Genomic DNA, 26884 nt, shown 5'->3' on the forward strand with positions numbered 1-26884 from the left:
ACATCTAGTGGCAAGCTATCCGCCCGCACTCTTTCTACGTCGCATCGAAGGAGAGCATTCAGAGGCGCAATTCGGTAACGCGACGGGTTTCACGAATGGATATCACGTTTCTTCTGAACGGAGAGACAGTGGAGTTGGCGAATGTCAATCCGGCAGTCACCTTGTTGGATTGGCTGCGCGAGGATCGCTCTCTGACCGGCACCAAAGAAGGCTGCAACGAAGGTGATTGCGGTGCCTGCACTGTCATGGTGACGGATCAGGGAGGAGCCAAAGCTCTGAACTCCTGCATTCTGTTCCTGCCTCAGCTCCACGGCAAAGCGGTGCGCACCGTCGAAGGCGCCAGCAGCCCGGACGGGAAGGCCCACCCGGTACAGCAGGCAATGGTTGATCTGCACGGGTCGCAATGTGGCTTTTGCACCCCCGGCTTTGTAATGTCGATGGTGGCCGGGCATGCGAATGGTGCAACCGATCACGACACACAGCTGGCCGGGAACCTGTGCCGATGCACGGGCTATGCGCCGATTATCCGTGCCGCCAAAGCCGTCGAAAAGCACCCTGTTCCCGTCTGGGTCAAGGACAAGCCTGACGCAGCACCCGCCGCGTCTCCTATGCTGCCGCGGTCCTCGGACGAGCTTGCCGCCATTTATGCCGAACACCCAGAGGCCACCCTGGTCGCTGGCGCGACCGATGTAGGCCTTTGGGTCACCAAACAGTTGCGCGACCTGAAAACAGTAATCTTCATGAACGGTTGCGATGATCTGAAACAGATCACGGTTACTGACAATGAAATTCGCCTTGGTGCCATGGTCGATATGAACCGCATGGGCGAAGCGCTGGGGGATCTGCACCCCTCTTATGCTGAAATGATCCGCCGCTATGCCAGCGTACAGGTGCGGCACGCCGCAACCGTAGGCGGTAATATCGCCAATGGGTCACCAATCGGTGACAACCCGCCTGCACTGATTGCCCTGGGCGCCAGCCTGCACCTGCGCAAAGGCGACACAAGGCGAACGCTGCCCTTGGAAAAGTTCTTCATCGACTATGGAAAACAGGATCGCGTACCCGGAGAATTCGTCGAAGCCGTAAGCTTCCCGCGCCAGGCGGATCGGTTGAAATGCTACAAGCTCAGCAAACGGTTTGATCAGGATATTTCGGCCGTTTGTGGGTGTTTCAACATTACCGTTGCAGAAGGTACCGTCACTCAGGCGCGCATCGCATTTGGCGGCATGGCGGGCGTTCCGAAACGCGCCACTCAAGTCGAAGCTTCGTTGACCGGCAAGCCATGGACAGCTGCTACCGTTCAATCCGCTCTGACGATGTTTGCCGAGGATTACGCGCCAATGTCAGATATGCGCGCCTCGGCTCATTACCGCCTTGAGACGGCGAAAGCGATGCTGGAGCGTTATTTCCTTGAAGATCAGGGCCAGGCAACCAATGTGCTGGAGGTGTCGGCATGAGCGTGACAAAACCACTGCCTCATGACGCCGCGCCGCTGCATGTCTCCGGTTCGGCCCGCTATGTGGACGATATCCCAACACCAAAAGGCACGTTGCATCTGGCCTTTGGCCTCAGCCCCATCGCCAAGGGTCGGATTGCCGCGATGGACCTGTCAGCGGTCAAGGCGGCCGACGGCGTGGTCATGGTGATGACCGCCGAAGACCTGCCTTTTGCCAATGATGTCTCACCGTCCATTCATGACGAGCCCTTGCTGTCAGACGGCACCGTCCACTATATCGGCCAGCCCGTGTTTCTGGTTGTCGCCACCAGCCATCTGGCAGCGCGCAAAGCCGCGCGACTGGGCAAGATCGACTATGCCGAAGAAACCGCGATCCTGACGATTGAGCAGGCGCTGGCCGCCGACAGTCGGTTCGAGGACGGCCCGCGCATCTACACCAAAGGTGATGCAGACGCCGCCATCGCAGGCGCGGCGCATGTGATCGAAGGCAGTTTTGAGCTTGGCGGACAAGAGCATTTCTATCTGGAAGGTCAGGCTGCACTGGCGGTGCCGAATGAGGGTGCTGATATGCTGGTCCACAGCTCGACCCAGCACCCGACTGAGATTCAGCACAAAGTGGCAGAGGCTCTGGGCGTTCCCATGCATGCTGTGCGCGTTGAAACCCGGCGCATGGGCGGCGGGTTCGGGGGCAAGGAAAGCCAGGGCAACGCTCTGGCTGTTTCCTGCGCAGTGGCTGCGCGGGCAACCGGCAAGGCCTGCAAGATGCGCTATGACCGCGATGACGACATGATCATCACCGGTAAGCGGCATGCCTTTCGCATTGGCTATAGGGCCGGGTTCGATCAGGACGGGCATATTCAGGGGGTATCCTTTCTGCACCACGCCATATGCGGATGGGCACAAGACCTGTCGCTGCCCGTCGCGGATCGGGCGATGCTGCATTCCGACAATGCTTATCTGCTGCCCAATGCGCGGATCGAAAGTCACCGGCTGAAAACCAACACCCAATCTGCCACCGCCTATCGGGGGTTTGGAGGCCCTCAGGGTATGGTTGGAATCGAACGCGTCATGGACCACGCCGCGCATGAGCTGGGTCTGGACCCGGTCGAGCTGCGCCGCAGGAACTATTACGCTGCCCCGGCGGGTACCGATGACCATGCCCCTGATCGCAGTGGCGGCGATACGCCAAACACCACCCCTTATGGCATGGAAGTCGAAGATTTCGAACTTCACGGCATGACCGAAGCCTTGTTGAATTCCAGCGACTATGCCGCGCGCAAGGCAGCAATTCAGAAATGGAATGCCGAGAACAGCGTGATCAAAAAGGGCATCGCCTTCTCTCCGGTCAAGTTCGGCATTTCCTTCACCCTGACCCATCTGAATCAGGCCGGCGCGCTGGTGCATGTGTACCAGGACGGGTCCGTGCACCTGAACCATGGCGGTACCGAGATGGGTCAAGGCCTGTTTCAAAAAGTGGCCCAGGTTGCCGCCTCACGCTTTGGTATTCCGCTAGAGATGGTGAAGATCACCGCCACAGACACGGCCAAAGTGCCGAACACCTCGGCAACGGCGGCATCCTCGGGAAGCGATCTCAACGGCATGGCGGTGAAAGCCGCCTGTGACACGATCCGCGACCGGATGGCAGAGTATCTGGCTGAGCGACATCAGGCCGACCCGTCGGCTGTCAGCTTCGGGGATGGTCATGTATCGGTTGGTGAGGAACGCTATACCTTTGCCGAAGCGGCTGCGCTGACCTATCAGGGCCGCATCAGCCTTTCGGCCACCGGCTTCTATAAGACACCCAAGATCGAATGGGACCGGATCAAAGGCCAAGGTCGTCCGTTTTTCTACTTCGCCTATGGCGCCTCGATCACCGAAGTTGCCGTGGACACACTAACCGGTGAGAACCGCATCTTGCGCACGGATATCTTGCATGACGCGGGCGCGTCGCTGAACCCTGCGCTGGATATCGGTCAGGTCGAAGGTGGCTATGTGCAGGGCGCGGGTTGGTTGACGACCGAAGAACTCGTCTGGGATGGCACAGGCAATCTGCGCACCCATGCGCCATCGACCTACAAGATCCCGGCTTGTTCCGACCGCCCCGACATCTTCAACGTTGCGCTTTGGGAGGCTGAAAACCGTGAGGACACGATCTATCGCTCGAAAGCGGTAGGCGAACCTCCATTCATGCTTGGGATATCCGCCTGGCTGGCACTGTCGAATGCGGTGGCGGCCTGCGGAAACAGCTACCCCGCATTGGATGCCCCCGCCACGGCAGAAGAAGTCTGGCATGGTGTCCAAAGGATGAAGGGGGACGACTGATGGGATTTGACCTTGAGACTTTGAGGGAGGCGGTCAAAACCCATGGGCGCGTGATCCGGGTAGTCATCGCCGGGATCAAGGGCTCGTCCCCACGCGAGGTTGGTGCCGCAATGCTGGTCTGGCAGGACGGGCAATCCGGCACGATCGGCGGCGGCACACTTGAGTTTCAGGCAGCCGAAGCGGCGCGGATACAAACCGCCCAATCGCGCCTGACCCATCACGCGCTTGGCCCCGACATGGGCCAGTGCTGCGGTGGCGCTGTTTCCTTGCTAAGCGAGGTCTATGACCGCAACAACATCAACGATCTGGGCGACAGCATCATTGCGCGCCCAACATCGGGCCAGAACATGCCACTGTCGGTCAAACGCCTGTTGACCGAAGCCCGCGGACAAGGGATTGCACCAGAGGCACAGCTGATCGAAGGCTGGATGGTCGAGTCGGTCCACAAACCAGCGCGTGCACTGTGGGTCTGGGGCGCGGGTCACGTCGGTCGCGCCCTGGTGGATGTCCTGTCACCGCTGCCCGATCTCGCAATCACTTGGGTCGATACAGGATCCAAGCGGTTTCCAGAAACCGTACCGAACGGAGTCACCGCCGTCCCTGCCGCGAAACCAGCGGAACTGGTTCGGCATGCGCCGCGTGATGCTGAACATCTGGTGCTGACTTATTCACACAATCTGGACTTGGAATTGTGCAACCGTCTGCTTTCGCACGATTTCCGCTTTGCGGGGCTGATCGGCTCGGCTACGAAATGGGCGCGGTTCCGGTCTCGGCTGGCGGCGCTGGGGCACTCGCCCGAGCGGATCAGCCGGATCACCTGCCCGATTGGCGACCCGGGCCTGGGCAAGCACCCGCAGATGATTGCCGTGGGCGTCGCATCACAACTGCTGCGCCCGATCGGGCAAAACAATTTGAAGAAGGATCTGAGCGCGTGACCACTCCACTGCTAAGTTTGCAAGGACTGACCAAAGCCTATCCCGGCGTCGTGGCCAATGATCAGGTGTCCTTTGACATCGGTGAGGGCGAAGTTCATGCCCTGTTGGGCGAAAACGGCGCGGGAAAATCCACGCTGGTCAAAATGATCTATGGCTTGGTGAAGCCCGACAGCGGCACCATGCTGTTGCGTGGCCAACCCTTTGCTCCGCCCGAGCCGCGCGCCGCGCGTGCTGACGGAATCGCGATGGTATTTCAGCATTTTTCGCTGTTCGACGCGCTAAACGTGGCCGAGAACATCGCATTGGGGATGGAGAACCCGCCACCAATGGGCGACCTGGCCTCGCGAATTCGGGAAGTTTCGGAAACCTACGGTCTACCGCTGGACCCCTTTCGTACAGTCGGTGACCTGTCCGCGGGGGAACGCCAACGGGTTGAGATCATTCGCTGCCTTCTGCAGGATCCAAAGCTTTTGATCATGGACGAACCAACCAGTGTTCTGACTCCGCAAGAAGTCGATATCCTTTTCGAAACGCTGAATAAATTGCGGTCTGAAGGCACATCGATCCTGTATATCTCGCACAAGCTTGAAGAAATCCGCACCCTATGCGACCACGCTACGATCTTGCGTTTGGGCAAGAATGTGGGCGAATGCGTTCCATCTGAAACCTCGGCCCGGGAGATGGCCGAGTTGATGGTCGGTTCAACCCTGCAAACACCTGAGCGCGGAGGCCGCGAGTTCGGCGAGGTCGCGCTGGATGTCAGCGGGCTTTCCGTGCCCTCACCGTCTGAATTCGGCACCGCGCTGAAGAATGTCCACATGACAGTTCGCAAAGGCGAAGTGCTGGGAATTGGCGGTGTTGCCGGCAACGGACAGGACGAACTGCTGGGTGTCCTGTCTGGCGAAATCCAGACAGCTGCCGATGCGATCAAGTTCGATGGCCAGCCGATTGGCAAACTGGGCCCAACCGCACGGCGCAAGCTGGGCGTACTGACCGCCCCCGAAGAGCGGTTGGGACATGCAGCCGCCCCAGACATGAGCCTGACCGAAAACGCCCTGCTGACCGGATCGGTCCGCGAAGGGTTGGAAAGCAACGGGTTCTTGAAATGGGCAGATACCAAAAGCTTTGCTGAAAAGATCATCAGCGCCTTTGATGTGCGCACGCCAGGGCCCGAGAATGCGGCCCGGTCATTGTCAGGCGGCAACCTACAGAAATTCGTGATCGGACGCGAAGTGTTGCAGAACCCCGATGTACTGGTCGTGAACCAACCCACATGGGGGGTGGACGCCGCTGCCGCTGCGTCGATCCGACAGGCCATTCTGGACCTTGCCGCCAAGGGCACGGCGGTGGTCTGCATCAGCCAGGATCTGGACGAATTGATGGAAATCTCGGACAGCTTTGCCGCCCTGAACGAAGGCAGGCTCAGCGCGCCACGCACAACCACGGGTCTGACCGTGGATGAGATCGGCCTGATGATGGGCGGTGCACATGGCATGGAGGTAGCCCATGTCTGATGCAAAACAAAATATGACGACGGGGGTGTGAGCAGATGATTGTATTGGAGAAACGGCCACAGCCGTCCAAGGCGTGGTCTTATGCGACCCCGCTTGTGGCGGTATTGGCGACGATGCTGTTTGGCGGCATATTGTTTGCCGTCCTGGGTAAAAACCCGGTTCAGGCCATCGGCACCATTTTCTGGGAGCCTCTGTTCGGTGAATTCGCCTTTTATTACCGCCCGCAGCTGCTGGTGAAGGGCGCGCCGTTGGTGCTGATTGCGATTGGCCTGTCGTTAGGCTTCCGAGCCGGTATCTGGAACATCGGCGCCGAGGGTCAGTATATCATGGGCGCCATCTTTGGTGCGGGGGCCGGGCTGGCCTTTTACCCGCTGGATGCCTGGTATGTCTTTCCGATCATGGTGATGGCAGGTGCGCTTGGCGGTTGGCTCTGGGCCTCTATTCCGGCCTTTCTGAAGGTGCGCTTTGGCACCAATGAAATTCTGGTCTCGCTGATGCTGGTCTATGTGGCTGAACAGATGATGGCCTCGGTCTCGCTGGGACTACTGAAAAACCCCGAAGGGTTCGGTTTTCCGGGTTCACGCAATCTGCAATCCTATGAGAGTGCGCATAATGCCGAGCTGATCGCAGGATCGGGGATGCATTGGGGCGTTGTGACCGCACTGATAGCCGTGATCTTTTCCTATATCCTGCTGAACCGGCACATGCTGGGCTTTCACATCCGCCTGACGGGTGAGGCACCGCGCGCAGCCAAATTCGCCGGGGTAAACCCAGCACGACTGATCCTGTTCTGTCTTGGCCTGTCAGGCGCACTGGCCGGGCTGGCGGGGATGTTCGAAGTCTCGGGCCCCTCGGGTGTTGTCAGCATCGACTTTAACGTCGGCTATGGCTTTACCGCGATCATCGTGGCCTTTCTGGGTCGACTGCATCCGGTGGGCATCCTGCTAGCCGGTGGCCTAATGGCGTTGACCTATATCGGTGGTGAAATTGCGCAGTCCCAAATGGGTCTTCCTGCCGCGGCTATTCAAGTATTCCAGGGGATGCTGCTGTTCTTCCTGCTGGCCTTCGACCTTTTGACCAACTACCGCATCCGTGCGGCCCGTAGCGAGGTGGCGTAATCATGGACCTAGGTGAGATTAATCCCGTACTTCTGGTCGCGTCACTGATGGTGGCTGCAACTCCCCTGCTTCTGGCCGCGATCGGTGAATTGGTCGTCGAAAAAGCAGGAGTTCTGAACCTTGGCGTAGAGGGCATGATGATCGTTGGCGCGATCAGCGGTTTTGCGATCTCGGTCGAGACTGGGTCGCCCTGGCTGGGCTTTGTCGCCGCGGCCATAGGCGGTGCAGTACTGTCCCTGCTGTTTGTGCTGCTGACGCAGGTGGCGCTGGCCAATCAGGTTGCCAGCGGCCTGGCGCTGACTCTGTTTGGTTTAGGGTTCAGCGCCCTGCTCGGTCAAAGCTATGTGGGGGTCAAACCCCCCAGCATGGGCGATATCCATATCCCGGTGATCAGCGATATTCCGGTGATTGGCCCGATCCTGTTTCAGCATGACCCGATCCTTTATGTCGGCATCGCTTTGACAGCGGCCGTCTGGGCTACGCTTAAATACACTCGCGTCGGACTGATCCTGCGCGCGGTAGGTGAAAACCACGATGCGGCGCATGCGCTTGGCTATAAGGTGATCAAGATACGCATCATGGCGATCCTGTTCGGCGGTGCCTGTGCCGGGCTGGGTGGGGCTTATATCAGCTTGATCCGGGTGCCACAGTGGACCGAGGGCATGACAGCCGGTGTCGGCTGGATCGCCCTGGCCTTGGTCGTCTTCGCCAGTTGGAAGCCATGGCGCGCCCTGCTGGGTGCCTATTTGTTCGGCGGTATCACCGTGTTGCAGCTGAATTTGCAGGCAGCGGGCGTTGCCATCCCGGTCGAGTATCTGGCAATGTCGCCCTACATCATCACGATCCTTGTGCTTGTGATCCTTTCCGCCGACAAAAGCAGCGCACCTGCCTCACTCGGCCGGATATTCCATGCCTCGCATTAGACGGGGACAACTGAACCAACTTGGGGAGTAACACATGAAAATTACTACATTTCTGGCAAGCGCCGCCATGGCGCTGGGTTTGGCAACTACTGCCATAGCTGAAGACAAAACCAAGGTCGGCTTTGTATTTGTCGGCCCGGTGGGCGACGGCGGCTGGACCTATGAACATAACAAGGGCCGTCTGGCGGTTGAAGAAGAGTTCGGCGACAAGGTCGAAACCGTGTTTGTTGAATCCGTGCCCGAAGGCCCGGATGCAGAGCGGGTGATGACCCAGATGGCGCTGGAAGGTGCAGACCTGATCTTTACCACCTCGTTCGGATACATGGATCCGACCATCAACGTGGCCAAGAAATTCCCGAACGTGAAGTTCGAACACGCGACCGGCTATAAAACAGCCGACAACGTTTCGGTTTATTCGGCACGTTTCTATGAAGGTCGTGCGGTACAGGGTCATATCGCGGGCAAGATGACCAAGTCGAACATTGTTGGCTATATCGGGTCCTATCCGATCCCCGAAGTGGTCCGCGGAATCAACTCGGCCTATATCCACGCCAAGAAGGTCAACCCGGATGTCGAGTTCAAGATCATCTGGGCCTACACTTGGTTCGATCCGGCGAAAGAAGCAGATGCCGCCACTGTTCTGATCGAACAGGGCGCGGACGTTATCCTGCAGCACACCGACTCGACCGCACCGCAAGCAGCTGCGCAAGAGGCGGGCAACGTCATCACTTTCGGCCAGGCCTCGGACATGAGCGAATACGCTCCGTACCCGCGCGTCTCGTCGATCATCGATGACTGGGCGCCTTACTATATTGCACGGACCCAGGCCGTCATGGATGGCACATGGGAAAGCGCCAATACATGGGATGGCATCCGCGAAGGCATGGTTGCAATCGGCGATATCTCGGACGCGGTTCCCGCTGACGTCAAAGCAGAGGCACTGGCGCTGAAAGCGGCCATGGCCGCGGGTGAATACCACCCCTTCACCGGACCGCTGAAAAAGCAGGACGGTAGTGACTGGCTGGCCGAAGGCGAGACTGCAGACGACGGTACACTGGCCGGCATGAACTTCTATGTCGAAGGCTTGCAAGGTGAGATTCCGCAGTAAGGCGGCACAGGATAACGCAGAAAGGCCCGCCATGTGCGGGCCTTTTTTGATTTTGCCACCTGTTTTATGCCACTCTTGATCTTCGATAGCCCGAAACCAGCGCCAAGCACATTGATCCGCGGCTCTACCGATCAACGAGGACCAGATGAATTCAAAACGCGAATTGCTGCAGAAACTGTTGAAAGGTATCGAAACCGGGGATGCCGAGGCCGCAGCCGTCGTCAACGAAGAAAAATACATCCAGCACAATCCCCAGACCCATGAAGGCAGCGAGGGGCTGGCCACGTTGTTTGCCCGCCTGTCGAAAACAAATCCCAAGGTTAAATTTGTTCGCGTTTTTGAAGATGGCGAATTCGCTTTTGCCCATAACGAATATGATTTTGCCAAAGTTAAGGCCGCGTTCGAGGTCTTTCGGTTTGAAGACAGCAAAGCTGTTGAGCACTGGGATAACATTCAGCCCCTGCGCGGCCCAAACGCTTCGGGACGCGGCATGCTTGATGGGCCAACTGAAATCACGGATATTGACAGAACCGAACAGAACCGGGAATTGGTCGACAACTTCTCGCAAACGGTCCTGATAGACCGGAAAACCGAGCGGATGAAGGCGTTTGTTGATGCGAACCTGATACAACACGATCCCGATGGTGTTGACGGCATCGACGCCTATCGCATGGTGCTTGAAGCTAGATCAGACGCGGAGTTGATCGTTCAGTATCACCGCGTCCATCGTGTGCTGGCAGAAGGGAATTTCGTCCTGTGCATGAGCGAAGGTGCCAGTCACGGAAAACATACCAGCTTTTATGATCTGTTTCGGGTCGCAGACGGAGTGATCGTCGAGCAGTGGGGCACTATGGAAACCATAGCGCCCCGTAGCGAGTGGAAGAATGACAACGGCAAATTTTGATCTAAGTAAGGGCCGTTAATGCCCAGTCAGAACCAGCGTGTTCACCGGCATCAGGATCAAACGCAGGCGCAGACCCGCCGCATGAACCACGCCGATCGTGTCGACCACATGCAGGAAAGCAGAGTGCCAAAAGCCCAAATCTTCATGCTCCAGCCGCTCGTGGTTATCGGTGTAGACATTCGCCAGACAGTTGCTGCCGGGCGGGATATCATCCGCCATGCCCTTATAAAGCGGTTCAAAATAAACCAGGATCGAGCCCGGCACCTTGTTGGACTGCACGTCTCTCAGCTCGTCTGACGGGCGAATTTGTCCCGATGGGATCACATCCTGAACTTCGACCACCACAACCGGAATAACCGTGAACGGCTTGGTCATGCAGCCCAGCTCTCCGACCATGCCGGGCTTGATAACCTGCGCCGACATCTGATTGAACGCAGCCTGAAAGCGGTCATGCCCGGAGTTTGACGGCACAAGAATACCTGCTGGACGCAGCAGAGGACTGACGTAATCGCCAACCTGAAGGCCGAACTGTTCGATCCTCCCCGTCACACCCGCGTTGATCACAGTCTTGTCCAGCTCGGTCAAAGCAGCATCCAGGTTCGCATTGGCGCTGGCCAGTTGGGCCGGGATCAGCTCTTCGATTTGCTGTACGACGGCAGCGCGTTGCGATTCAGCCGCAACCAGCTTGGCCTCTCGTTCAGCGACAAGGTTTTCCAGCCGGTCAATCTCGGCCAGGCGGACGGCGCTTGACCCTTCGTCCCGCAGGGTCGTATTGCGTTGCAAGTCCTCTAGCGCCTGATCCAGCGCCGCTTTTGCGCCCGCGATCCCGGCGGCGGCCTCGGCCAGATCGGTCTCCGCAACTTTCAGTGATGCCTGAACTTGCGCGATCTGCGCATGCGCTGCCTCAACCATTGCAGTCTGAGTAAAGTCCTCGATCCGGAAGATTGGCTGCCCAGCAACAACCTGTTGATTGTTGGAGACATAGACCTCGGACACTCGCCCACCCAGTTGCGGTAAGATCGTTACTGTGCGGAAATACGAGGCCGCAGTTTTGCTGGCCGGGTGAAAATAGAACAGAGTGGTGATCACGGTCAGCGCCATAATGGCACAGGTTGTCAGACCCCAGCGCAGCTCGTACCACATGGTGAATAATGTGATCTCGTGCCCGATACGTTTTCCCTGCACAAAGCGGCGGAACAGATAATCAGGCAGCACTGTAACCAGCGCGCACATCAGTGTTTCAAGCATGTCCTATTGCTCCTGCTGCGCGACGGGTTCGGGGGATGGAACGGGATCGGGATCAGCAGGCGGTTGCGGCGCTAAAGATCGGATCGCATCGGCAATGGCACGCAAGGGCGCACCTATGTCGGGAAACTGGAATCCGGCGACCAGAATGGCTGCAATCCAGAACAATCCGTTATGAGTGAACAAAGCCAGCAGCGCAAGAATTCCCACAAGCTGAAACTGCGGGTGGTTGGATTCATGCGCGAGCTTTTCGGGGATCGAATGCAGGGTGAAATAGCCAACGCCGATCAGGATGATCACCACAACCGTGAAAATGAACATGACCGTCAAAAGAAAATCGCTGCCATCCGCCTGGGTCACGTAAGACGGAATGTGCCCCGTGGCCAATGGGTGTAAATCTGCTGTGCTCACCCTGCCCTCCTCTAATTGCTTTCCACTTCTTTGGATGGGTTGATGCGCAAATTCAACCCTGCTTAAAGTCTCAATTAGAATTCTACGGTCGTGCACGACGCATTCGACGTCAGAAAATCACGACTGCGGCCAGCAAAGGGGCGACATGATAGATTTCCTGATTATCGGCGGCGGTATTGCCGGGCTTAGCGTGGGCGCGCGGTTGTCAGAGCGCGGCCAGGTCACCGTGCTCGAAGGCGAAGAGGCGCTGGGCTATCACGCATCAGGCCGGTCCGCGGCTATGTTTGCACCCGCCTATGGTCCGCCTGCTGTTATTGCCCTCAACTTTGCCAGCGCAGCACATTTTGAGACGAATGACTATCTGTCGCCACGCGGCTGGGTTCTGATCGGCGGGAAAGACCAACACGATGTGTTTCACCGGGATGCCGATCAACTTGGCGGCCGACAGATTTCCTTTGACGCGGCACAATCCCTTATCCCGATCCTGAACCCCGAAACCGTCGGGTTCGCGGCGCACAGCGACAGTGAACAAGATATAGATACCGACCGCATGATGCAGGATTTCGCCCGGACGATCCGTGGGAATGGTGGATCCGTTCTGACCCGGCAAAGCGTCACGGCAATTCGCAAACATAGGCACTGGATCGTCGAGGCCACCGAGAGCTTTGAGGCACGACACATCGTCAATGCAGCCGGCGCCTGGGTTGACGAAATCGCGGCGATGGCCGGTATCGCGCCGATTGGTATCCAGCCGCGCCGCCGCTCAATGGCCCGTATCCCGGCCCCCGGCGGGCATGACTTGCGCGCCTGGCCCATGATGTTGGGTGCGGGCGAAAGCTGGTATGCTAAACCCGACGCGGGCAAATTGCTGGTCTCACCTGCCGATGCCGATCCGACCGCCGCCCATGATGCGTTTGCCGATGACATGGTTCTGGCCGAGGGCTTGGCCCGGTACGAGGCAATGGTCACCGAGCCTGTGACACGGGTCGAAACCAACTGGGCGGGCTTGCGCAGTTTCGCACCGGATGGCAGCCTGGTTTTGGGGCCCGATCCGACCGATCCTACGTTTATCTGGTCTGCCGGTCAGGGTGGTTACGGGTTTCAGACGGCCCCTGCTGCATCCCAACTGGTAGCGGATCTGACAGTCGGCAACCAATCAAGTCTGGACACGGCGACCATCGCCTCTCTGAGACCAGACAGGTTGCACAGATGAACAAGCGCCCGTTACCCTCCAACGCCAGCGTCGCGACTGTAGGAGAGAACGGTCAGTTGGTCGCTCCGGCAGCCAGCCGTAACGTCGGGGCTTTGTGTGATCTTCTGGACCAGTTCGCCCCTTTGACCGGACAAGCGCTGGAACTGGCAAGTGGCACCGGTCAGCACATCGCAGCCTTTGCCGAGTGCCGCCCCGGCATGCATTGGCAACCCAGTGAGGTTGAATCCGAACGGCGGGCCAGCATCAATGCCTACACCGCGGGCCTGCCGAATGTGTCTAAAGCAGAAGTTCTGGATGCAACCATCGAGGGTTGGCATCAGCCGTTTGGCGGCAGGGATCTGATCGTTCTGATCAATCTCTTGCACCTGATCAGCTGGGCCGAAGTGGAAACGCTTGTCGGTGAGGCAGCGCAAGCACTGAACGCGAATGGCCGGTTGATCCTTTATGGTCCTTTCATGCGCAACAATCGCCTGACCAGCGCGGGGGATCAACGATTTCATACAGCTCTGGTCCAGCAGGATGCTGAAATCGGATATAAAAACGACGGAGACGTTTCTGAGCTTTTGGCCAATCACGACCTGAAAATCCTGGAAGTCGCGGAGATGCCTGCAAATAACCTGGCCTTCATCGTGGAAAAATCTGACACCTGATCCAGATCAAAGCCCGACCGAGGCCAACTAAACATATTCCAAACACACGATGTTAAATGGAATGTAGCATGCCCTGGCAGGAAAAGATCAACGACACGCGAAAAGGTCTTCGCAATTTGAACGGCGCAATCCCTGATACCGCCCGCGCCTTCGGTGCGCTTGGCGCGGCGGTCAAGCAAGGCGGAACGCTGGACTACAAGACCAAAGAATTCATCGCTCTTGGCATATCCATAGCGGACCGATGCGAACCCTGTATCATGCTGCACACCGAAGCTTTGATCAAAGCCGGCGCGTCACGTGACGAGGTTTCGGACGTTCTGTCCATGGCGGTTCAGATGGGGGGCGGGCCGTCGATGATGTACGCCTCTAAGGCGCTGGACTGCTTCGACGAGCTGAGTGCATGAAAAAAGCCCGCGTGCTGCGGGCATTTGAAGGCGGCACCAAAAAGGTGCCGCCGTTCTTATCCAGATCAGCCGTCCTTGCGGATGACCTCGTTTTTCGGATCATAGGGGCTGTCGCATGTTACGACTGCATCCCACAATTTGTCCTGAAGCTTGACCTTCAGCTTGGTGCCTTCGACCGCCAGATCGGGCTTCACATAGCCCATGCCGATGGATTTCTCGAAGGCCACCGAATAACCGCCCGAGGTCAGACGACCGACGCGTTCACCTTCCGGCGTATACAGCACTTCACGGCCCCACGGATCGGCATCCTCCGGTCCGTCGATCAGCAGGGTGCAGCATTTCACGCGTACGCCAGTCTCTTCCAGCTTGGCCTTGCCATAGAAGTCTTTGGACAGATCGACAAAGCGCGGCAGGTCGGCTTCCAGCGGGGTCGCGTCGCGGCCCAGTTCGGTACCAAACGCGCGATAGGATTTCTCCTGACGCAGCCAGTTTTGGGCGCGGGCACCAACCAGCTTCATGCCATGCTTCTCACCGGCTTTTTCCAGCAGGTCGAACAGGTAGTTCTGCATCTCAATCGGGTGGTGAAGTTCCCAACCCAGCTCACCGGTATAGGCCACGCGGATCGCGTTGACCGGGCACATGCCCAGTTCGATCTGACGGGCCGACAGCCATGGGAAGCGCTTGTTGGACAGTGCGGTTTCCGGATCGGCGTCTTTGATGACCTCTTTCAGAACGTCCCGCGATTTGGGTCCGGCGATGGCAAAAACGCCCCACTGAGTGGTCACATCTTGGATCTCGATGTAACCGAACTCCTCCATCTTGTCCTCGGCCGCCTTGCGCAGGTAATCGGCGTCGTACTCAGTCCAGGCACCAGCAGAGACGATGTAGTAGTTGTTCTCGCCGTTACGGACGATGGTGTATTCGGTGCGGGTGGTACCGTGCGAGGTCAGCGCGTAGGTCAGGTTGATACGACCGACCTTGGGCAGCTTGTTGCAGGTGAACCAATCCAGGAACTGGGTCGCACCGGGGCCTTTGACGACATGCTTTGTGAAGGCCGATGCGTCGATCAGGCCAACGCCTTCGCGGATCGCCTTTGCTTCGTCAACGGCATGCTGCCACCAGCCACCGCGGCGGAACGAGCGGGCATCATGGTCGAAGTTTTCGGGTGCATCCAGCGGACCGAAATAGTTCGGGCGCTCCCAGCCGTTAACCCAGCCAAACTGTGCGCCACGCGCTTTCTGACGGTCATAGGCCGGAACAGTCCGCAGCGGGCGGCAGGCAGCACGTTCTTCATCGGGGTGGTGCAGGATATAGACGTGCTCATAGCACTCTTCGTTCTTGCGCGCCGCGAACTCGGTGGTCATCCAGTTGCTGCTATAGCGTTTGGGGTCCAGCGAGGCCATGTCGATCTCGGCTTCTCCATCGACCATCATCTGGGCCAGATAATAACCGGTGCCACCCGCAGCGGTGATACCAAAGCTGAAGCCCTCGGCCAGCCACATATTGCGCAGACCCGGCGCGGGTCCAACCAGCGGGTTACCGTCGGGTGTGTAGCAGATCGGGCCGTTGAAATCGTCTTTCAGGCCGGATTCGGCACAGGACGGCACGCGCTCGGCCATTGCCATATACTGATCTGCAATCCGGTCGAGATCGAGCGGGAACAGATCAGCACGGAAGCTGTCCGGCACGCCGTGTTCGAACTGCGCCGGCGCACCATGTTCATAGATCCCCAAAATCCAGCCGCCGCGTTCCTCGCGTGCGTAGGATTCGTTGTCGGCATCGCGGACAACAGGGTGTTCGGGGTTGCCCGCTTCACGCCATTTGACCAGCTCAGGGTCTTTGTCCATGACGATGAAGGTGTGTTCGACCGGGATCGCGGGCATCTTGATGCCCAGCATTTTCGCGGTCCGCTGTGCGTGGTTGCCCGATGCGGTCACGACATGCTCGGCGGTGATAACCACCTGCTCATCCGACGGAATGAGGTTACCGCCCTTCTCGACCATTTTGGTGCAGGTGACTTCCCAATGAGTGCCATTCCAATGGAAGGCATCGGCCTGCAGCTTGCGAACGATCTCAACACCGCGTTGACGCGCACCCTTGGCCATCGCCTGTGTCACGTCTGCTGGGTTAATATAGCCGTCCTCGGTGTGATAGATCGCGCCCTTCAGGTCCGAGGTCTCGATCAGCGGCCAGCGTTCCTTAATCTGGTCCGGAGTCAGCCATTCATAGGCAACGTCACAGGTTTCGGCGGTGGACGCGTACAGCATGTATTCGTCCATGCGCTCCTGGGTCTGCGCCATGCGCAGGTTGCCAACCACGGCGAAACCCGCGTTCAGGCCGGTCTCATCTTCAAGCTGCTTGTAGAAATCGACCGAGTATTTGTGGATATGCGTGGTCGCATAGGACATGTTGAACAGCGGCAGCAAACCCGCCGCATGCCAGGTCGAACCTGATGTCAGTTCGTCCCGCTCAATTAGCATGACATCGTCCCAGCCTGCCTTGGCCAGATGATAGGCAATCGAAGTGCCGACGGCGCCGCCGCCAACGACCAGTGCTTTGACTTGGGTTTTCATAGCCGGGTGTCTCCCCTTGGAATCTGTTGCCACCATATGGCGCAATCAGCGCCCACCGCGCGACATTCATCCGACCAGTGATATAAAAAAAACGACCCTCAGACATCTGGGGGTCGTTTTTCCTAAAAGTTTTGAACTTTCTCAGCCGCCAGACAGCGAGCAGGTCTTGCGCGCATCTTTGAAGGCGCATTTGCCCGAAGACCCTGCTCCACCCTTGTTCACACGAATCTCAGATGCTTCGTTCACACGTTTCCCAGAAGCATCGGCAGTTTCTGAACCTTTAAAAAACGACTTCAGGCCGCCGAACAAACCGCTCGAGCTTTTCGGTTCGACCTCTTTTTCTTCCGACCCACCCGTTAGCTTCCCGAAAAGTCGCCCAAAAACACTGCCGCCAGATCCATCCGCATCTGCGTTTTCAATTTCCAGGCCAGCCAACCCTTTGCGATACCCGATCTGGATCAAATCATCCGGGGATTGGATATTGTTTGCCGTCAGATCGAAAGCATCAGATGGCAACCCGTGTTGTGCCGCCATTGTATTGGCAAGCAAGGCCAACCCGTTGATGTTTTCGATCCGCAACTGAGCAATCTCGCTGCGCAGCCGGGTGAACTCGGCCCGGACTTCGGCCATTTGCAAGGCGCGCTCAATGCCGCCATCGGGGTCGGTAACCGCCTCGTTTCCTACACCAGGCACCGGCCGGCTAAGCAACGCGTTCATCCCATCATAGTCAAGCTGGCTGAGGAATATGCGCACATCCTGCTCCGGGGCATCCGTGTACATCTCAACACGGATTTCCTCACCCAGACCCAGGGTGCCCGTATAGATCTGGAACCCAACCGGCTGTGTCAGATCCGTCACTTTGGCAGTGATCATCGACCAGACTTTACGGACATCGAGATGGATCGGGCTGTACTCTGCTTCGACGAACTGAAAATAGGCAACGCCCCCGATCACACCGAACGGAGCATAGTTGCTGGCACCGAAATCCATCGAGTCGATCGATCTTGCGATATTGCCCGCAAGTGAATCCGCGGAAGCCTCCTGCCGCAGTTTGATCTCAATCCAGTAAGTGTGACCAGCTTTTTCATAAACCCAGCTTAGCTTATCCAGTTTTTTAGCCTGTATTTCAGCTTTTTGAACCGCCACCTTACTGGCAAGCGGGCGCGCGGCCTCACTGACTGATTTCAAGCCCCCCCCTTCACGCGCATCGAGCGTGAAGTCACTGTCCATTATTGCCCGACGCGAAAGCTCTGAATCCGGGACCGGCATATAGGGCTTGCCCCCTGCGCGCCAACGCTTCTGGCGGTCGCGTTCTGCCGCTTCGGCATCCAGTTCTTCATGATAAAGGGCGAACCGCGTTTTGAGCGTTTCCACATAGCCGTTTGCCGACAGCGTACCTTCGTGTTTCTTATCCTGCTGGTAGTAATCCAGCCCGGCGACAACCAATCCAACAATCAGCGCAAACCCGATCAGCCGCAACGCGTCCATCAAATTACCTCAATATTCATTCACTGCTTATTTCGCGCAGAATCTTTGAAAATTGAGGCATCCTTGTGGCCTAGATACGGAATAATCCGCGCGGTTTTTTACCCGTCCCGAGCCGGAAATATTTTTCCCGGGTTCATGATATTGTCGGGATCAAGCGCCTTTTTCACCGCCTCCATAAAGGTCAGCGCTGCCCCTAGCTCCTTGGCCAGGTATGACCGCTTTCCTTGCCCGATCCCATGTTCCCCGGTACAGGTTCCCTCCATCTCGATCGCAAGGTCATTCAACCACCCAACAAACCCGTCCGCCTTGGCCACTTCGTCGGCGTTTTCCATATCGATCAACAGCAAGGTGTGAAAATTACCGTCCCCTACATGCCCGACAATCGGCGCCAAAAGCTCAAGTTCCTTGGCCTTGTTCCGGGTCGCAGTCACGCATTCTGCCAGTCGCGAGATCGGTACGCAAACATCGGTTGATATGCCCCGCGCACCGGGGCGCAACTGCAAGCTGGCCCAATACATATCATGGCGTGCCTGCCAGAGTTTGTTGCGTTCTTCGGTTGTCGAAGTGGCCGCGAAATCTGTGCCGCCGAACTCTTCGGCGATCTGACCAAATGTCTCAGCCTGCTCGACCGCACCACCAGTCGATCCATGAAACTCCAATAGCAAAAGCGGGGTTTCCGGTAAGGCCAGTCCCGAATAGGCGTTTGCGGCCTTCACCGACACCTCGTCCAACAACTCGATCCGGGCCACGGGAACGCCGTACTGGATCGTCATCATTACAGCCTGACATGCCGCGTCGACAGAAGGAAAAACACAACGCGCCGAGGTGATCGCTTCGGGGATGCCTTGCAGACGCAGAGTGAGTTCTGTGATGATGCCCAGCGTGCCCTCTGCGCCTACCATCAGGCGGGTCAAGTCATACCCGGCCGACGACTTTCTGGCCCGCTGCCCGGTCCGGATGATTTGCCCGTCCGGCATCACGGCCTCAAGGCTAAGGATATTGTCCTTCATCGTGCCATAGCGCACCGCATTGGTTCCCGAGGCACGGGTCGCCGCCATACCGCCCAGCGAGGCGTTCGCACCGGGATCAATCGGAAAGAACAGACCCTGATCACGCAGATGAGTGTTCAGCTCCTCTCGCGTTACACCTGGTTGCACGACACAATCCAAATCACCGGAATGAACGGCCAGTACCTTGTTCATCTGAGACAGATCAACCGAAATGCCACCGGCTGGCGCGTTCACATGCCCTTCCAGCGAGGTTCCGGTGCCAAAGGCAATCACAGGGGCCTTATGCGTGGCGCAGGCCTTGACGATTTCCGAGACTTCCTGGGTCGAATGCGGAAACACCACTGCATCAGGGGGCTGGTTTTCGATCCATGTGGTCGTATGCCCGTGCTGCTCGCGGATCGCCTGACCCGTTTGCAAACGGTCGCCGAATTGCTGTTTCAGAATGCCGACGACCGTTTCAATCCCCGCCTCGTTTCGCCGAAGCGACTTTGCTTGCACCATGCTTTCCCTTTCTGACTGGCCGCTAGACTATTCGCCCAGCGCAATGCCCTCACGTCGCGGATCGGCACCGCCTGTCAGCATGTCCCCGATCTCGATGGCATGAAGACCTGATGTCAGATCACGTGCGTTGACCTCATAGCCAAGTTCGGTCAGCGCATCCGAAAGCCCTTCGGCCCCGGTGCCCTGTTCCACGTCGAACGTTCCGAAACGATTGACCAGATGCGGCAGTGCCAAGGCCTGTTGCACATCCATATCCCAATCTGCCCAGGCGATGATCGACTTGGCAACATAGCCGATAATCCGGCTTCCACCCGGCGATCCGATGGCCAGAACCGGTGCACCGTCCTGCATCACAATGGTCGGGCTCATGGATGAGCGCGGGCGTTTGCCCGGTTCCAGACGGTTGGCAATCGGAACGCCATCGCTGTGGGTTTTGAACGAGAAATCCGTCAGCTCATTGTTCAACAGGAACCCGTTGGTCATCAGCCGCGATCCAAAGCCGTTTTCGATCGTCGTGGTCATGGACAGCACATTGCCATACTGGTCCACGATCGAAATATGCGAGGTCGACGGAAGTTCCAGCGAGATATCATCCGCCCAGTTCGAGGCATGGTCAAATTCGGGATTCCCCGGACCGGCGTCGATCAATGCGGCCTCACCGCTCAGCAACGCGCCCCGTTCGGACAAATAGGCAGGATCGACCAGCCCCTGTGTCGGCATCGGGACAAAATCATGGTCAGCCATATAGCGCCCACGGTCGGCAAAAGCCAAACGCGAAGCATCCCCGATCAGCCGCCAGGATCTGATATCTTCGGGGCCTGACGCTGCCAGATCATAGCCGTTCAACATGCCCAGAATCTGCCCGACCGTCAGCGCCCCTGAGGATGGCGGGCCCATTCCGCAGACTTCATAAACGCGGTAGGTGGCGCAGACGGGGTCACGTTCGATGACCTGATAAAGCGCCAGATCTGTACCAGACAGCACGCCCGGATTCCCAGGCGCGTTGCGAACCGCGCTGACGATCCCGGCGGCAATCTCTCCTCCGTAGAATCCAGCTGATCCTTCCGCAGCCATGATGCGCAGCGTTTCCGCATAGGCCTGGTTCGTCAACCGCTGCCCCTGTGCAAGCGGCTGTCCATCCGGCAGGAAATACGCGGCTGTCTCGGGAAATCGCGACAGGCGTTCCGCGTCATTCTCAACAAGGCTGGCCAATCGAGGGGAAACCAAAAAACCCTCATCAGCCAAATTAATGCCGTCAGAAAACAGGCCGGGCCACGGGCTGCGGCCCCAGCGGCGATGCGCCTCTTCCAACAAAGCCGGGGTGCCGGGTGTGCCGACGGAAAGTCCTCCGACAACCGCATCAAAGAATTTCAGCGGTTCGCCATTCTCGTCCTGAAACAGACGATGGGTGGCCTCAAGCGGGGCGGATTCACGTCCGTCCAGTGTTGTCAACTTGCCAGAGGCCGCATCATACCAGACCAGAAATGCACCACCACCAAGGCCTGAGGATTGCGGCTCGACCAAACCAAGTACAACCTGCACGGCAACCATCGCATCAGCCGCCGAACCGCCTGCCCGCAGCACCTTGGCCCCGGCCTCAACCGCCAGAGGGTTGGCCGCGGCCACCATCCAGTTCTGCGACGTCACGGGTTCACCGGCCAATTTCGCTTCGAGTGAGGCTATGACTTCTGCGGTCAGGCCTTGAACCTGCCCGTCAGTACCACCCTCGGGTGCAACTGCATCCGCAGCTTCCTGAGAGGCCAACGGCCCGGCAAAGGTCATGGTTGCCAAAAGCAATCCCGAAATCAGACTTCGTTTCATAGTATCCTCCTGAAAAATTGACTTTGTATCGTCCGGCCACCAAGCCGCGTACTATAACATGGACGGAACAACCTGGTCCGGTGGTCGGTGGCCGTCTTCGAATGTCTTGATATTTATGATAACTTTTTCGCCCATTTCGATCCGCCCCTCAAGCGTGGCAGATCCCATATGCGGCAACAGAACCACGTTCGGCAACTGCCGTAGGCGAGGGTTCACCTTCGTTCCGTGTTCATAAACGTCAAGACCTGCACCTGCGATATCGCCTGACCGGATTTGGCGGGTTAGCGCGTTTTCATCGACCACTTCGCCACGTGACGTATTGACGAGCACTGCACTGGGCTTCATCAGCTTTAGCCGCCGGGCATTCATCAGGTGGAAAGTCGAAGGCGTAGACGGGCAGTTGACCGAGATCACATCCATCCGCGCGACCATCTGATCAAGGCTTTCCCAAAAGGTCGCCTCAAGCTCTTGCTCTGTCTCCGGCCTCAACCTACGACGGTTGTGGTAATGTATCTGCATTCCGAAGGCACTGGCACGACGGGCAACCGCCTGACCAATCCGGCCCATCCCCAAAATGCCAAGACGCCGCCCACCGATCCGCCCACCCAGCAACGCGTTGGGTGACCATCCTTGCCAGTCCCCCTTTTGCATGACGGACAGCCCCTCGGGGATGCGGCGGGTCACGGCCAATATCAGCGCCATGGTCATATCCGCAGTATCGTCGGTCAGCACACCGGGCGTATTCGACACAAGGATGCCGCGCTGACGGGCGGTTGCGACATCGATATTGTCAACCCCTGCCCCATAGTTGGCGATCAGTCGCAGCCTTTCACCCGCCTGCCCCAGCAACCCGCCATCAATCGAGTCTGTAACCGTTGGTACAAGTACATCCGCTTCTTGTACGGCCGCTACAAGCTCTTCTCGGGTCATGGGTGCGTCGTCCGCACGCAACCGGACATCGAAAAGCTCGCTCAATCGGGTTTCAACAGCCTCGGGCAACCGTCGCGTAACGACAACACTCAGACGTTCTCTAGGCACCTGTGTACTCCCACTGCTTTGCAAACTTTCGCGCGTCATGGCATCGTGGCGCAGGATAAGGCGGGGCACAAGAACCCCTGGGCATTGATCCAACCTTTTTTCGAAGCAAAATTAACAGGCATAAGAGCAGACTGTCAGTGAGTGTTCTCCTACCAGTAAATCGCCGGATTCTGGCGCTTTTTTCAGTAATTTTGCTTGTGCTTGGTCCCTTTGTGGCCAGCGCACAGGATAAGCGCGGCCAGGTCACGAATCTGCCTTTGCCACGGTATGTTTCCATGAAAGCGGCCGAGGGAAACGTGCGCAGAGGACCATCCCTGTCGCATCGAATCGACTGGGTGTTCAAACGGCGCGGGATGCCTTTGCAGGTGACGGCGGAATATGGCAACTGGAGAAAGGTTCAGGACCGCGATGGCGCAGGGGGTTGGGTCCATTACGCCTTGTTGTCTGGCGTGCGCACAGTACTGATCGAATCCGACTTGCTGCCGGTCTATTCCAACCCGGACCCAAACTCGCAGGTCAGTGCGCGGTTTGAAACCGGCGTTGTCGCGCGGCTTGGAACCTGCACGATCGAGTGGTGTCGCATCTCTGCAGGTGGATATCGTGGCTGGGCCCTGAAATCCAACCTTTGGGGCGTCGATCCCTCAGAGATTCGCGAGTAGCGCTGATCTCAGAGCAACCGGCAATGAAGTTCCCGATCCGCCACTCTCGAACTTGCTTATTCTTGTTATCTGCTTCGGCATTGGGCGGCCCTACGTAAGCAGGAGGCGCAACAAAGGGGTGCAGCGCCAGAAAGACCACATTCGCGACTGCCACTCGCCCTCGTTAAACCAATCGAAAACCTGCTTCCTGTCCGCCTGCCAGACGAATCCTCGCCCGGCCCAGCCGTTCAACATCTGTCCGCAGAGTCATGCTTCTTTGGCGGAAGAGCCAATTCACAGCCGTTGCCGTCAAACCATGTTCAACACCTTCGGGCAGGAAGAGGTGCTGCTAACATGACCCGTGAAAGATGCTCTGAATTTTTTTTATAACTGGCCTAATTTTTTTGCCTGAAAGCTCTTGAACCCTACCAACAACAATCGTAGATAGCGCCTCACCGTTGGGGTGTAGCCAAGTGGTAAGGCAGCAGTTTTTGGTACTGTGTATCGTAGGTTCGAATCCTACCACCCCAGCCAGTTCATCAGATCATAGAACGACAACAGGCTCTTGGGGCTAAACCCTCCGAGAAATGCCCCCGTTTATGCCCCAGCCACCCGAACCACCCGTTAACAATCATAGCGGGTTCTGCGGGGGTGCCCCTCCCACGTTGCGGGAGGAACGGGTTAGCTGTTCCGAAGTCGAGGTTTCTGCATAGCCACAGGTCTATAGCATATCCCAATCGACCCCGTTCGCCTGCCGGTCACGCTCATCCTCAAGGTTATCACGGCGGTCATAACCAACCGAACCTCTCACCCGTCCACCAGCGACCTGAATCCGGCTTCAGTTGAAGTTCCTCTGATACCACAAGCTTACTGTCCAGAATCGGCTTGTTGAACTTCCCGGTCAGCTTGGCAACGCTGTTTTGCGTGATCGAGTTTTCTTCCCCGAACAGCTTGGTGATCAGGGTGCAGAGGGTGCATTTACCTGTCCCTTTATATCGGGAGTAAAAGAACAAAGCCCAAGCTAGTTTCTCAGCCTCATTCTGAAGACCCCACGAAACCCAATCCTTGACGACGCGGCGGTCAGCCTCGTGGCCGAAGATACGCTCAAGAAACCGATCGAACATAGTCGTATCAGCGTCGGCCACTGCAAGGTCGCGATAGGCCGGTTCATTCCAAGCGTTGAGAGCAACTGTATCGCCCTCAGGTATGATCGGCTCTTTGATGTCGGGGCGGCATTTCGTAGTTCCGTTCCATATCCGAACATTCTGGCTAGGATCATCGTGGATTTCTTCGAAAGCCCGCTGAAACACCGCTCGCACATGGCCTGGAGTAAACTCCATCGTGGGGTAGTTGCTCCGCATCCTACCCAAGCAGATACGTTTGGCCTCCGCCTGCGACAGAGGATGTGAGGGACGTTCAGGTAGATAGAACTGATTTTTATAGCGGACAACCCACTTGCTGATCTGCCGAGCAAGTAATGTCACGTCCTTTTCGATATCAGTTGCCGCCTCAGGTAGAGTTGGGGCGTTCCGGATCACACGGTAGCAAGGTCGACAATACGGACAAAGTGGGTGTTCAAGGAACCTTTTAAAGTGCCTTTTCAATGAACTTTGAAAAAAGCTCACCCTGCGAATTGATCCTAAGTTTCGCGTAAATGTTGCGTCTGTGGATGCGGACTGTGCCTGGAGAGATGCCGAGAATTGTGCCGACAGCTTCTGCCGAATGGCCCTTCAATGTGAACTCAACAACTTCTCGTTCTCGTGGTGTCAGAACGCCATCGCCAAATGCCTGGAATGCTAGATCGACGCGACGACTAACGCCATTCGCTGCGGCGCCGCGGGCCATCGATGGAAAGTCACTCCAATGTTTGCAACAGGCTGCCCGAACGAGCGGCCATAGAGCGTGCAAATGGCGAATTTCCTTGGCGGAAAAAGGCTTCTCTGCTCGCATGAGCGAGACCACAACCATCCCAGCGCCTGGGATATCTATAAAGTAGCCAATCTCCTCTGCTAACCCAGTCCTTTTGTAATAGCTGCGATAGTATTCGCCCTGATAGAACCTGTCCGGTGCGATATCGCGCATGCGGTACAGACCCGGTGTTATCGGTTTTGTCGCGGCCAAAAAAAATGGATCAAGTACGTAGGGCCCGGCTTGGTAGTCCTCAACAAAAATACGCCGTTTGCTTTTGGGGAAATCGTCGTGAAGGTCTATTGGTGCTTCGGTTCCGACATGGCCAAACACTACAGTAAAATCGAATGGCGCGACCTGCCGTAAGCCATCTGCTAAAACACAGGGAAACTCTGGGGTTCCGATCTTCTCCACGACCCTGCCGGCCTCCTCCATCCAATCGTACACACGCAGCTCCAGATTTTCGAAAAGCACCCCTATACCCCAATTGTGGTATATACAGTTATTCCGAGTTATTGTTACTTTTTCCTTGTTTGAGTGGTATGCCAGTAAATGCCAAAAAATCAAGCAAAAGGAAAACGGCAGTATATGAGCTTTGACATGAGCGTCACCATGCAGACGATTGCGGAACTCCGAGGAGTGACCAAGACCTTCGGGAATGTGGTCGCTGCCAAAGACCTGAATCTTTCCATTGGGAAAGGAGAGTTCCTGTCATTCTTAGGCCCATCTGGTTGCGGCAAAACCACTGCACTTAGAATGCTGGCAGGTTTCGAGAAGCCAACCGAAGGTCAGGTGTTGCTCGATGGAGAAGTCGTCAACGACTTGGATGCGCACCATCGCCCAGTCAACATGGTGTTTCAGCACTACGCTCTTTTTCCTCACCTGAGTGTGTTCGACAACATCGCGTACGGCCTGCGCCAACAACGACCACGCGTAGACAAACAAACAATCGCTACAAAGGTTGAGCAAGCGCTGGAAACTGTCCGTCTTGGTGGATTTGGCCCACGTCGCATCTGGGAGATGTCTGGTGGTCAGCAGCAACGCGTCGCTTTGGCGCGTGCGATCGTAAACGAGCCCAAGCTTTTGCTGCTCGATGAACCAATGGCTGCTCTGGATCGAAAGCTTCGAAAAGAAATGCAGTTTGAACTGCAGAACCTGCAACGACAACTAGGAATAACTTTTGTCCTCGTCACGCACGACCAAGAAGAAGCGCTTTCAATGTCCGACCGAATTTGTGTGATGGAAGGCGGCAGTATTGTGCAGGTAGGCAGCCCACGTGAACTCTATGACATGCCCCGCAGCCGCTATGTGGCAGGATTTGTAGGCACCTCGAATTTCTTTGATGCAACCGTAACTGACGCAGCAGCCGAGCAAATCACTGTGCGTTTAGCGAGTGGCCAAAAGGTGCACGGAACTCCGGAGATCCCAATCGATGTAGGGCAGGTAGTGTGCGTCAGTATCCGTCCTGAACAGATCACGCTGACCCGCGCGCTACCCGCAGCTGAAATCGCTCTGCCAGTTACCATTCAAAATCGGATCTTCCTTGGGGAGCACACAGAATACCTTGCGCGCAACGAAGCACTGGGTGATTTCCACGTACTTGTGCCAAGGCAAGCGGAATTGAACGAGGGGACGTTCAATGCGGGAGAGCAGGCCTTTGTTTCATGGGGCGAAGGCGCACTGCTGATCCTGGAAAATTAACAA

General features: G+C 57.2%; 22 protein-coding genes and 1 tRNA gene. 14 read left to right on the forward strand and 9 right to left on the reverse strand.

Annotation, left to right across the window (positions count from 1 at the left end):
* Window positions 1-95: 95 nt before the first annotated feature.
* From xdhA to FN806_RS15990, 8 genes are all read left to right on the forward strand, one after another.
* Window positions 96-1457, forward strand: a complete 1362-nt coding sequence (gene xdhA, locus FN806_RS15955; RefSeq protein ID WP_142638940.1) for a xanthine dehydrogenase small subunit — start codon at window positions 96-98, stop codon at window positions 1455-1457.
* Window positions 1454-3778, forward strand: a complete 2325-nt coding sequence (gene xdhB / locus FN806_RS15960; RefSeq protein ID WP_142638942.1) for a xanthine dehydrogenase molybdopterin binding subunit — start codon at window positions 1454-1456, stop codon at window positions 3776-3778. The genes xdhA and xdhB overlap by 4 nt, the downstream gene beginning before the upstream one ends.
* Window positions 3778-4713, forward strand: coding sequence for a xanthine dehydrogenase accessory protein XdhC (xdhC, locus tag FN806_RS15965; RefSeq protein ID WP_142638944.1), 936 nt, complete (start codon window positions 3778-3780; stop codon window positions 4711-4713). Before xdhB ends, xdhC begins: the two co-directional genes overlap by 1 nt.
* Window positions 4710-6227 carry an ABC transporter ATP-binding protein gene (locus tag FN806_RS15970; protein ID WP_142638946.1) on the forward strand — a complete coding sequence of 506 codons (1518 nt, stop codon included), beginning with the start codon at window positions 4710-4712 and terminating at the stop codon, window positions 6225-6227. The genes xdhC and FN806_RS15970 overlap by 4 nt, the downstream gene beginning before the upstream one ends.
* A 35-nt stretch (window positions 6228-6262) precedes the next feature.
* Window positions 6263-7345: an ABC transporter permease gene (locus tag FN806_RS15975; RefSeq protein WP_142638948.1), complete on the forward strand. Its 1083-nt coding sequence runs from the start codon at window positions 6263-6265 to the stop codon at window positions 7343-7345.
* 2 nt (window positions 7346-7347) lie between these two features.
* Window positions 7348-8268 carry an ABC transporter permease gene (locus tag FN806_RS15980; RefSeq protein WP_142638949.1) on the forward strand — a complete coding sequence of 307 codons (921 nt, stop codon included), beginning with the start codon at window positions 7348-7350 and terminating at the stop codon, window positions 8266-8268.
* A 34-nt stretch (window positions 8269-8302) separates the two neighbouring features.
* Window positions 8303-9376: a BMP family ABC transporter substrate-binding protein gene (locus tag FN806_RS15985; protein WP_142638951.1), complete on the forward strand. Its 1074-nt coding sequence runs from the start codon at window positions 8303-8305 to the stop codon at window positions 9374-9376.
* Window positions 9377-9521: 145 nt separating this feature from the next.
* Complete coding sequence (locus FN806_RS15990; protein WP_142638952.1) at window positions 9522-10280, forward strand: nuclear transport factor 2 family protein; 759 nt, start codon at window positions 9522-9524, stop codon at window positions 10278-10280.
* A gap of 15 nt (window positions 10281-10295) precedes the next feature.
* Here FN806_RS15990 and FN806_RS15995 read toward each other — a convergent pair whose 3' ends face one another.
* Together FN806_RS15995 and FN806_RS16000 are read right to left on the reverse strand one after the other, a co-directional pair.
* Window positions 10296-11528 (reverse strand): HlyD family secretion protein, encoded by a 1233-nt coding sequence (locus tag FN806_RS15995; RefSeq protein ID WP_142638954.1) that lies wholly within the window; start codon window positions 11526-11528, stop codon window positions 10296-10298.
* 3 nt (window positions 11529-11531) lie between these two features.
* The gene (locus FN806_RS16000; RefSeq protein WP_142638956.1) at window positions 11532-11936 is read right to left on the reverse strand and encodes a hypothetical protein; all 405 of its coding nucleotides are present in this window, start codon (window positions 11934-11936) and stop codon (window positions 11532-11534) included.
* A 145-nt stretch (window positions 11937-12081) separates the two neighbouring features.
* Here FN806_RS16000 and FN806_RS16005 point away from each other — a divergent pair, with 145 nt between their 5' ends.
* From FN806_RS16005 to FN806_RS16015, 3 genes are all read left to right on the forward strand, one after another.
* A complete protein-coding gene (locus tag FN806_RS16005) occupies window positions 12082-13149 on the forward strand; it encodes an NAD(P)/FAD-dependent oxidoreductase (protein WP_142638958.1) in 1068 nt (355 codons plus the stop codon).
* Window positions 13146-13799, forward strand: a complete 654-nt coding sequence (locus FN806_RS16010) for a DUF938 domain-containing protein (RefSeq protein ID WP_142638960.1) — start codon at window positions 13146-13148, stop codon at window positions 13797-13799. Before FN806_RS16005 ends, FN806_RS16010 begins: the two co-directional genes overlap by 4 nt.
* Window positions 13800-13867: 68 nt before the next feature.
* Entirely contained in the window at window positions 13868-14203 is a 336-nt protein-coding gene (locus FN806_RS16015) for a carboxymuconolactone decarboxylase family protein (RefSeq protein ID WP_142638962.1), read from the forward strand.
* A gap of 65 nt (window positions 14204-14268) precedes the next feature.
* Here FN806_RS16015 and FN806_RS16020 read toward each other — a convergent pair whose 3' ends face one another.
* The 5 genes from FN806_RS16020 to FN806_RS16040 all read right to left on the reverse strand — a co-directional run bounded on the left by FN806_RS16020 (window position 14269) and on the right by FN806_RS16040 (window position 22634).
* Entirely contained in the window at window positions 14269-16776 is a 2508-nt protein-coding gene (locus FN806_RS16020) for a GcvT family protein (protein WP_142638964.1), read from the reverse strand.
* Between the two features lie 141 nt (window positions 16777-16917).
* Window positions 16918-18264, reverse strand: a complete 1347-nt coding sequence (locus FN806_RS16025) for a hypothetical protein (protein WP_142638966.1) — start codon at window positions 18262-18264, stop codon at window positions 16918-16920.
* A 98-nt stretch (window positions 18265-18362) separates the two neighbouring features.
* A complete protein-coding gene (locus FN806_RS16030) occupies window positions 18363-19775 on the reverse strand; it encodes an FAD-binding oxidoreductase (RefSeq protein ID WP_142638968.1) in 1413 nt (470 codons plus the stop codon).
* A 27-nt stretch (window positions 19776-19802) separates the two neighbouring features.
* The gene (gene ggt / locus FN806_RS16035) at window positions 19803-21596 is read right to left on the reverse strand and encodes a gamma-glutamyltransferase (RefSeq protein ID WP_142638970.1); all 1794 of its coding nucleotides are present in this window, start codon (window positions 21594-21596) and stop codon (window positions 19803-19805) included.
* Window positions 21597-21647: 51 nt separating this feature from the next.
* Entirely contained in the window at window positions 21648-22634 is a 987-nt protein-coding gene (locus tag FN806_RS16040; protein WP_142638972.1) for a 2-hydroxyacid dehydrogenase, read from the reverse strand.
* 137 nt (window positions 22635-22771) lie between these two features.
* Between FN806_RS16040 and FN806_RS16045 the strand changes: the two genes are divergently transcribed.
* Window positions 22772-23293, forward strand: a complete 522-nt coding sequence (locus FN806_RS16045; protein ID WP_142638974.1) for an SH3 domain-containing protein — start codon at window positions 22772-22774, stop codon at window positions 23291-23293.
* Window positions 23294-23731: 438 nt separating this feature from the next.
* Window positions 23732-23806, forward strand: a tRNA-Gln gene (locus FN806_RS16050).
* A 254-nt stretch (window positions 23807-24060) separates the two neighbouring features.
* On the opposite strand, the gene FN806_RS16055 is transcribed toward FN806_RS16050, so the two are convergent.
* The gene (locus FN806_RS16055) at window positions 24061-24612 is read right to left on the reverse strand and encodes a primase-helicase family protein (RefSeq protein ID WP_142638976.1); all 552 of its coding nucleotides are present in this window, start codon (window positions 24610-24612) and stop codon (window positions 24061-24063) included.
* Between the two features lie 247 nt (window positions 24613-24859).
* The gene (locus FN806_RS16060; RefSeq protein WP_246097276.1) at window positions 24860-25615 is read right to left on the reverse strand and encodes a helix-turn-helix transcriptional regulator; all 756 of its coding nucleotides are present in this window, start codon (window positions 25613-25615) and stop codon (window positions 24860-24862) included.
* A gap of 165 nt (window positions 25616-25780) precedes the next feature.
* Here FN806_RS16060 and FN806_RS16065 point away from each other — a divergent pair, with 165 nt between their 5' ends.
* On the forward strand, window positions 25781-26881 hold the full coding sequence (locus tag FN806_RS16065; RefSeq protein ID WP_246097278.1) for an ABC transporter ATP-binding protein: 1101 nt from the start codon (window positions 25781-25783) through the stop codon (window positions 26879-26881).
* Window positions 26882-26884: the final 3 nt, after the last annotated feature.

Source organism: Ruegeria faecimaris (genome assembly GCF_900182615.1).
Classification (GTDB): Bacteria; Pseudomonadota; Alphaproteobacteria; order Rhodobacterales; family Rhodobacteraceae; genus Ruegeria; species Ruegeria faecimaris.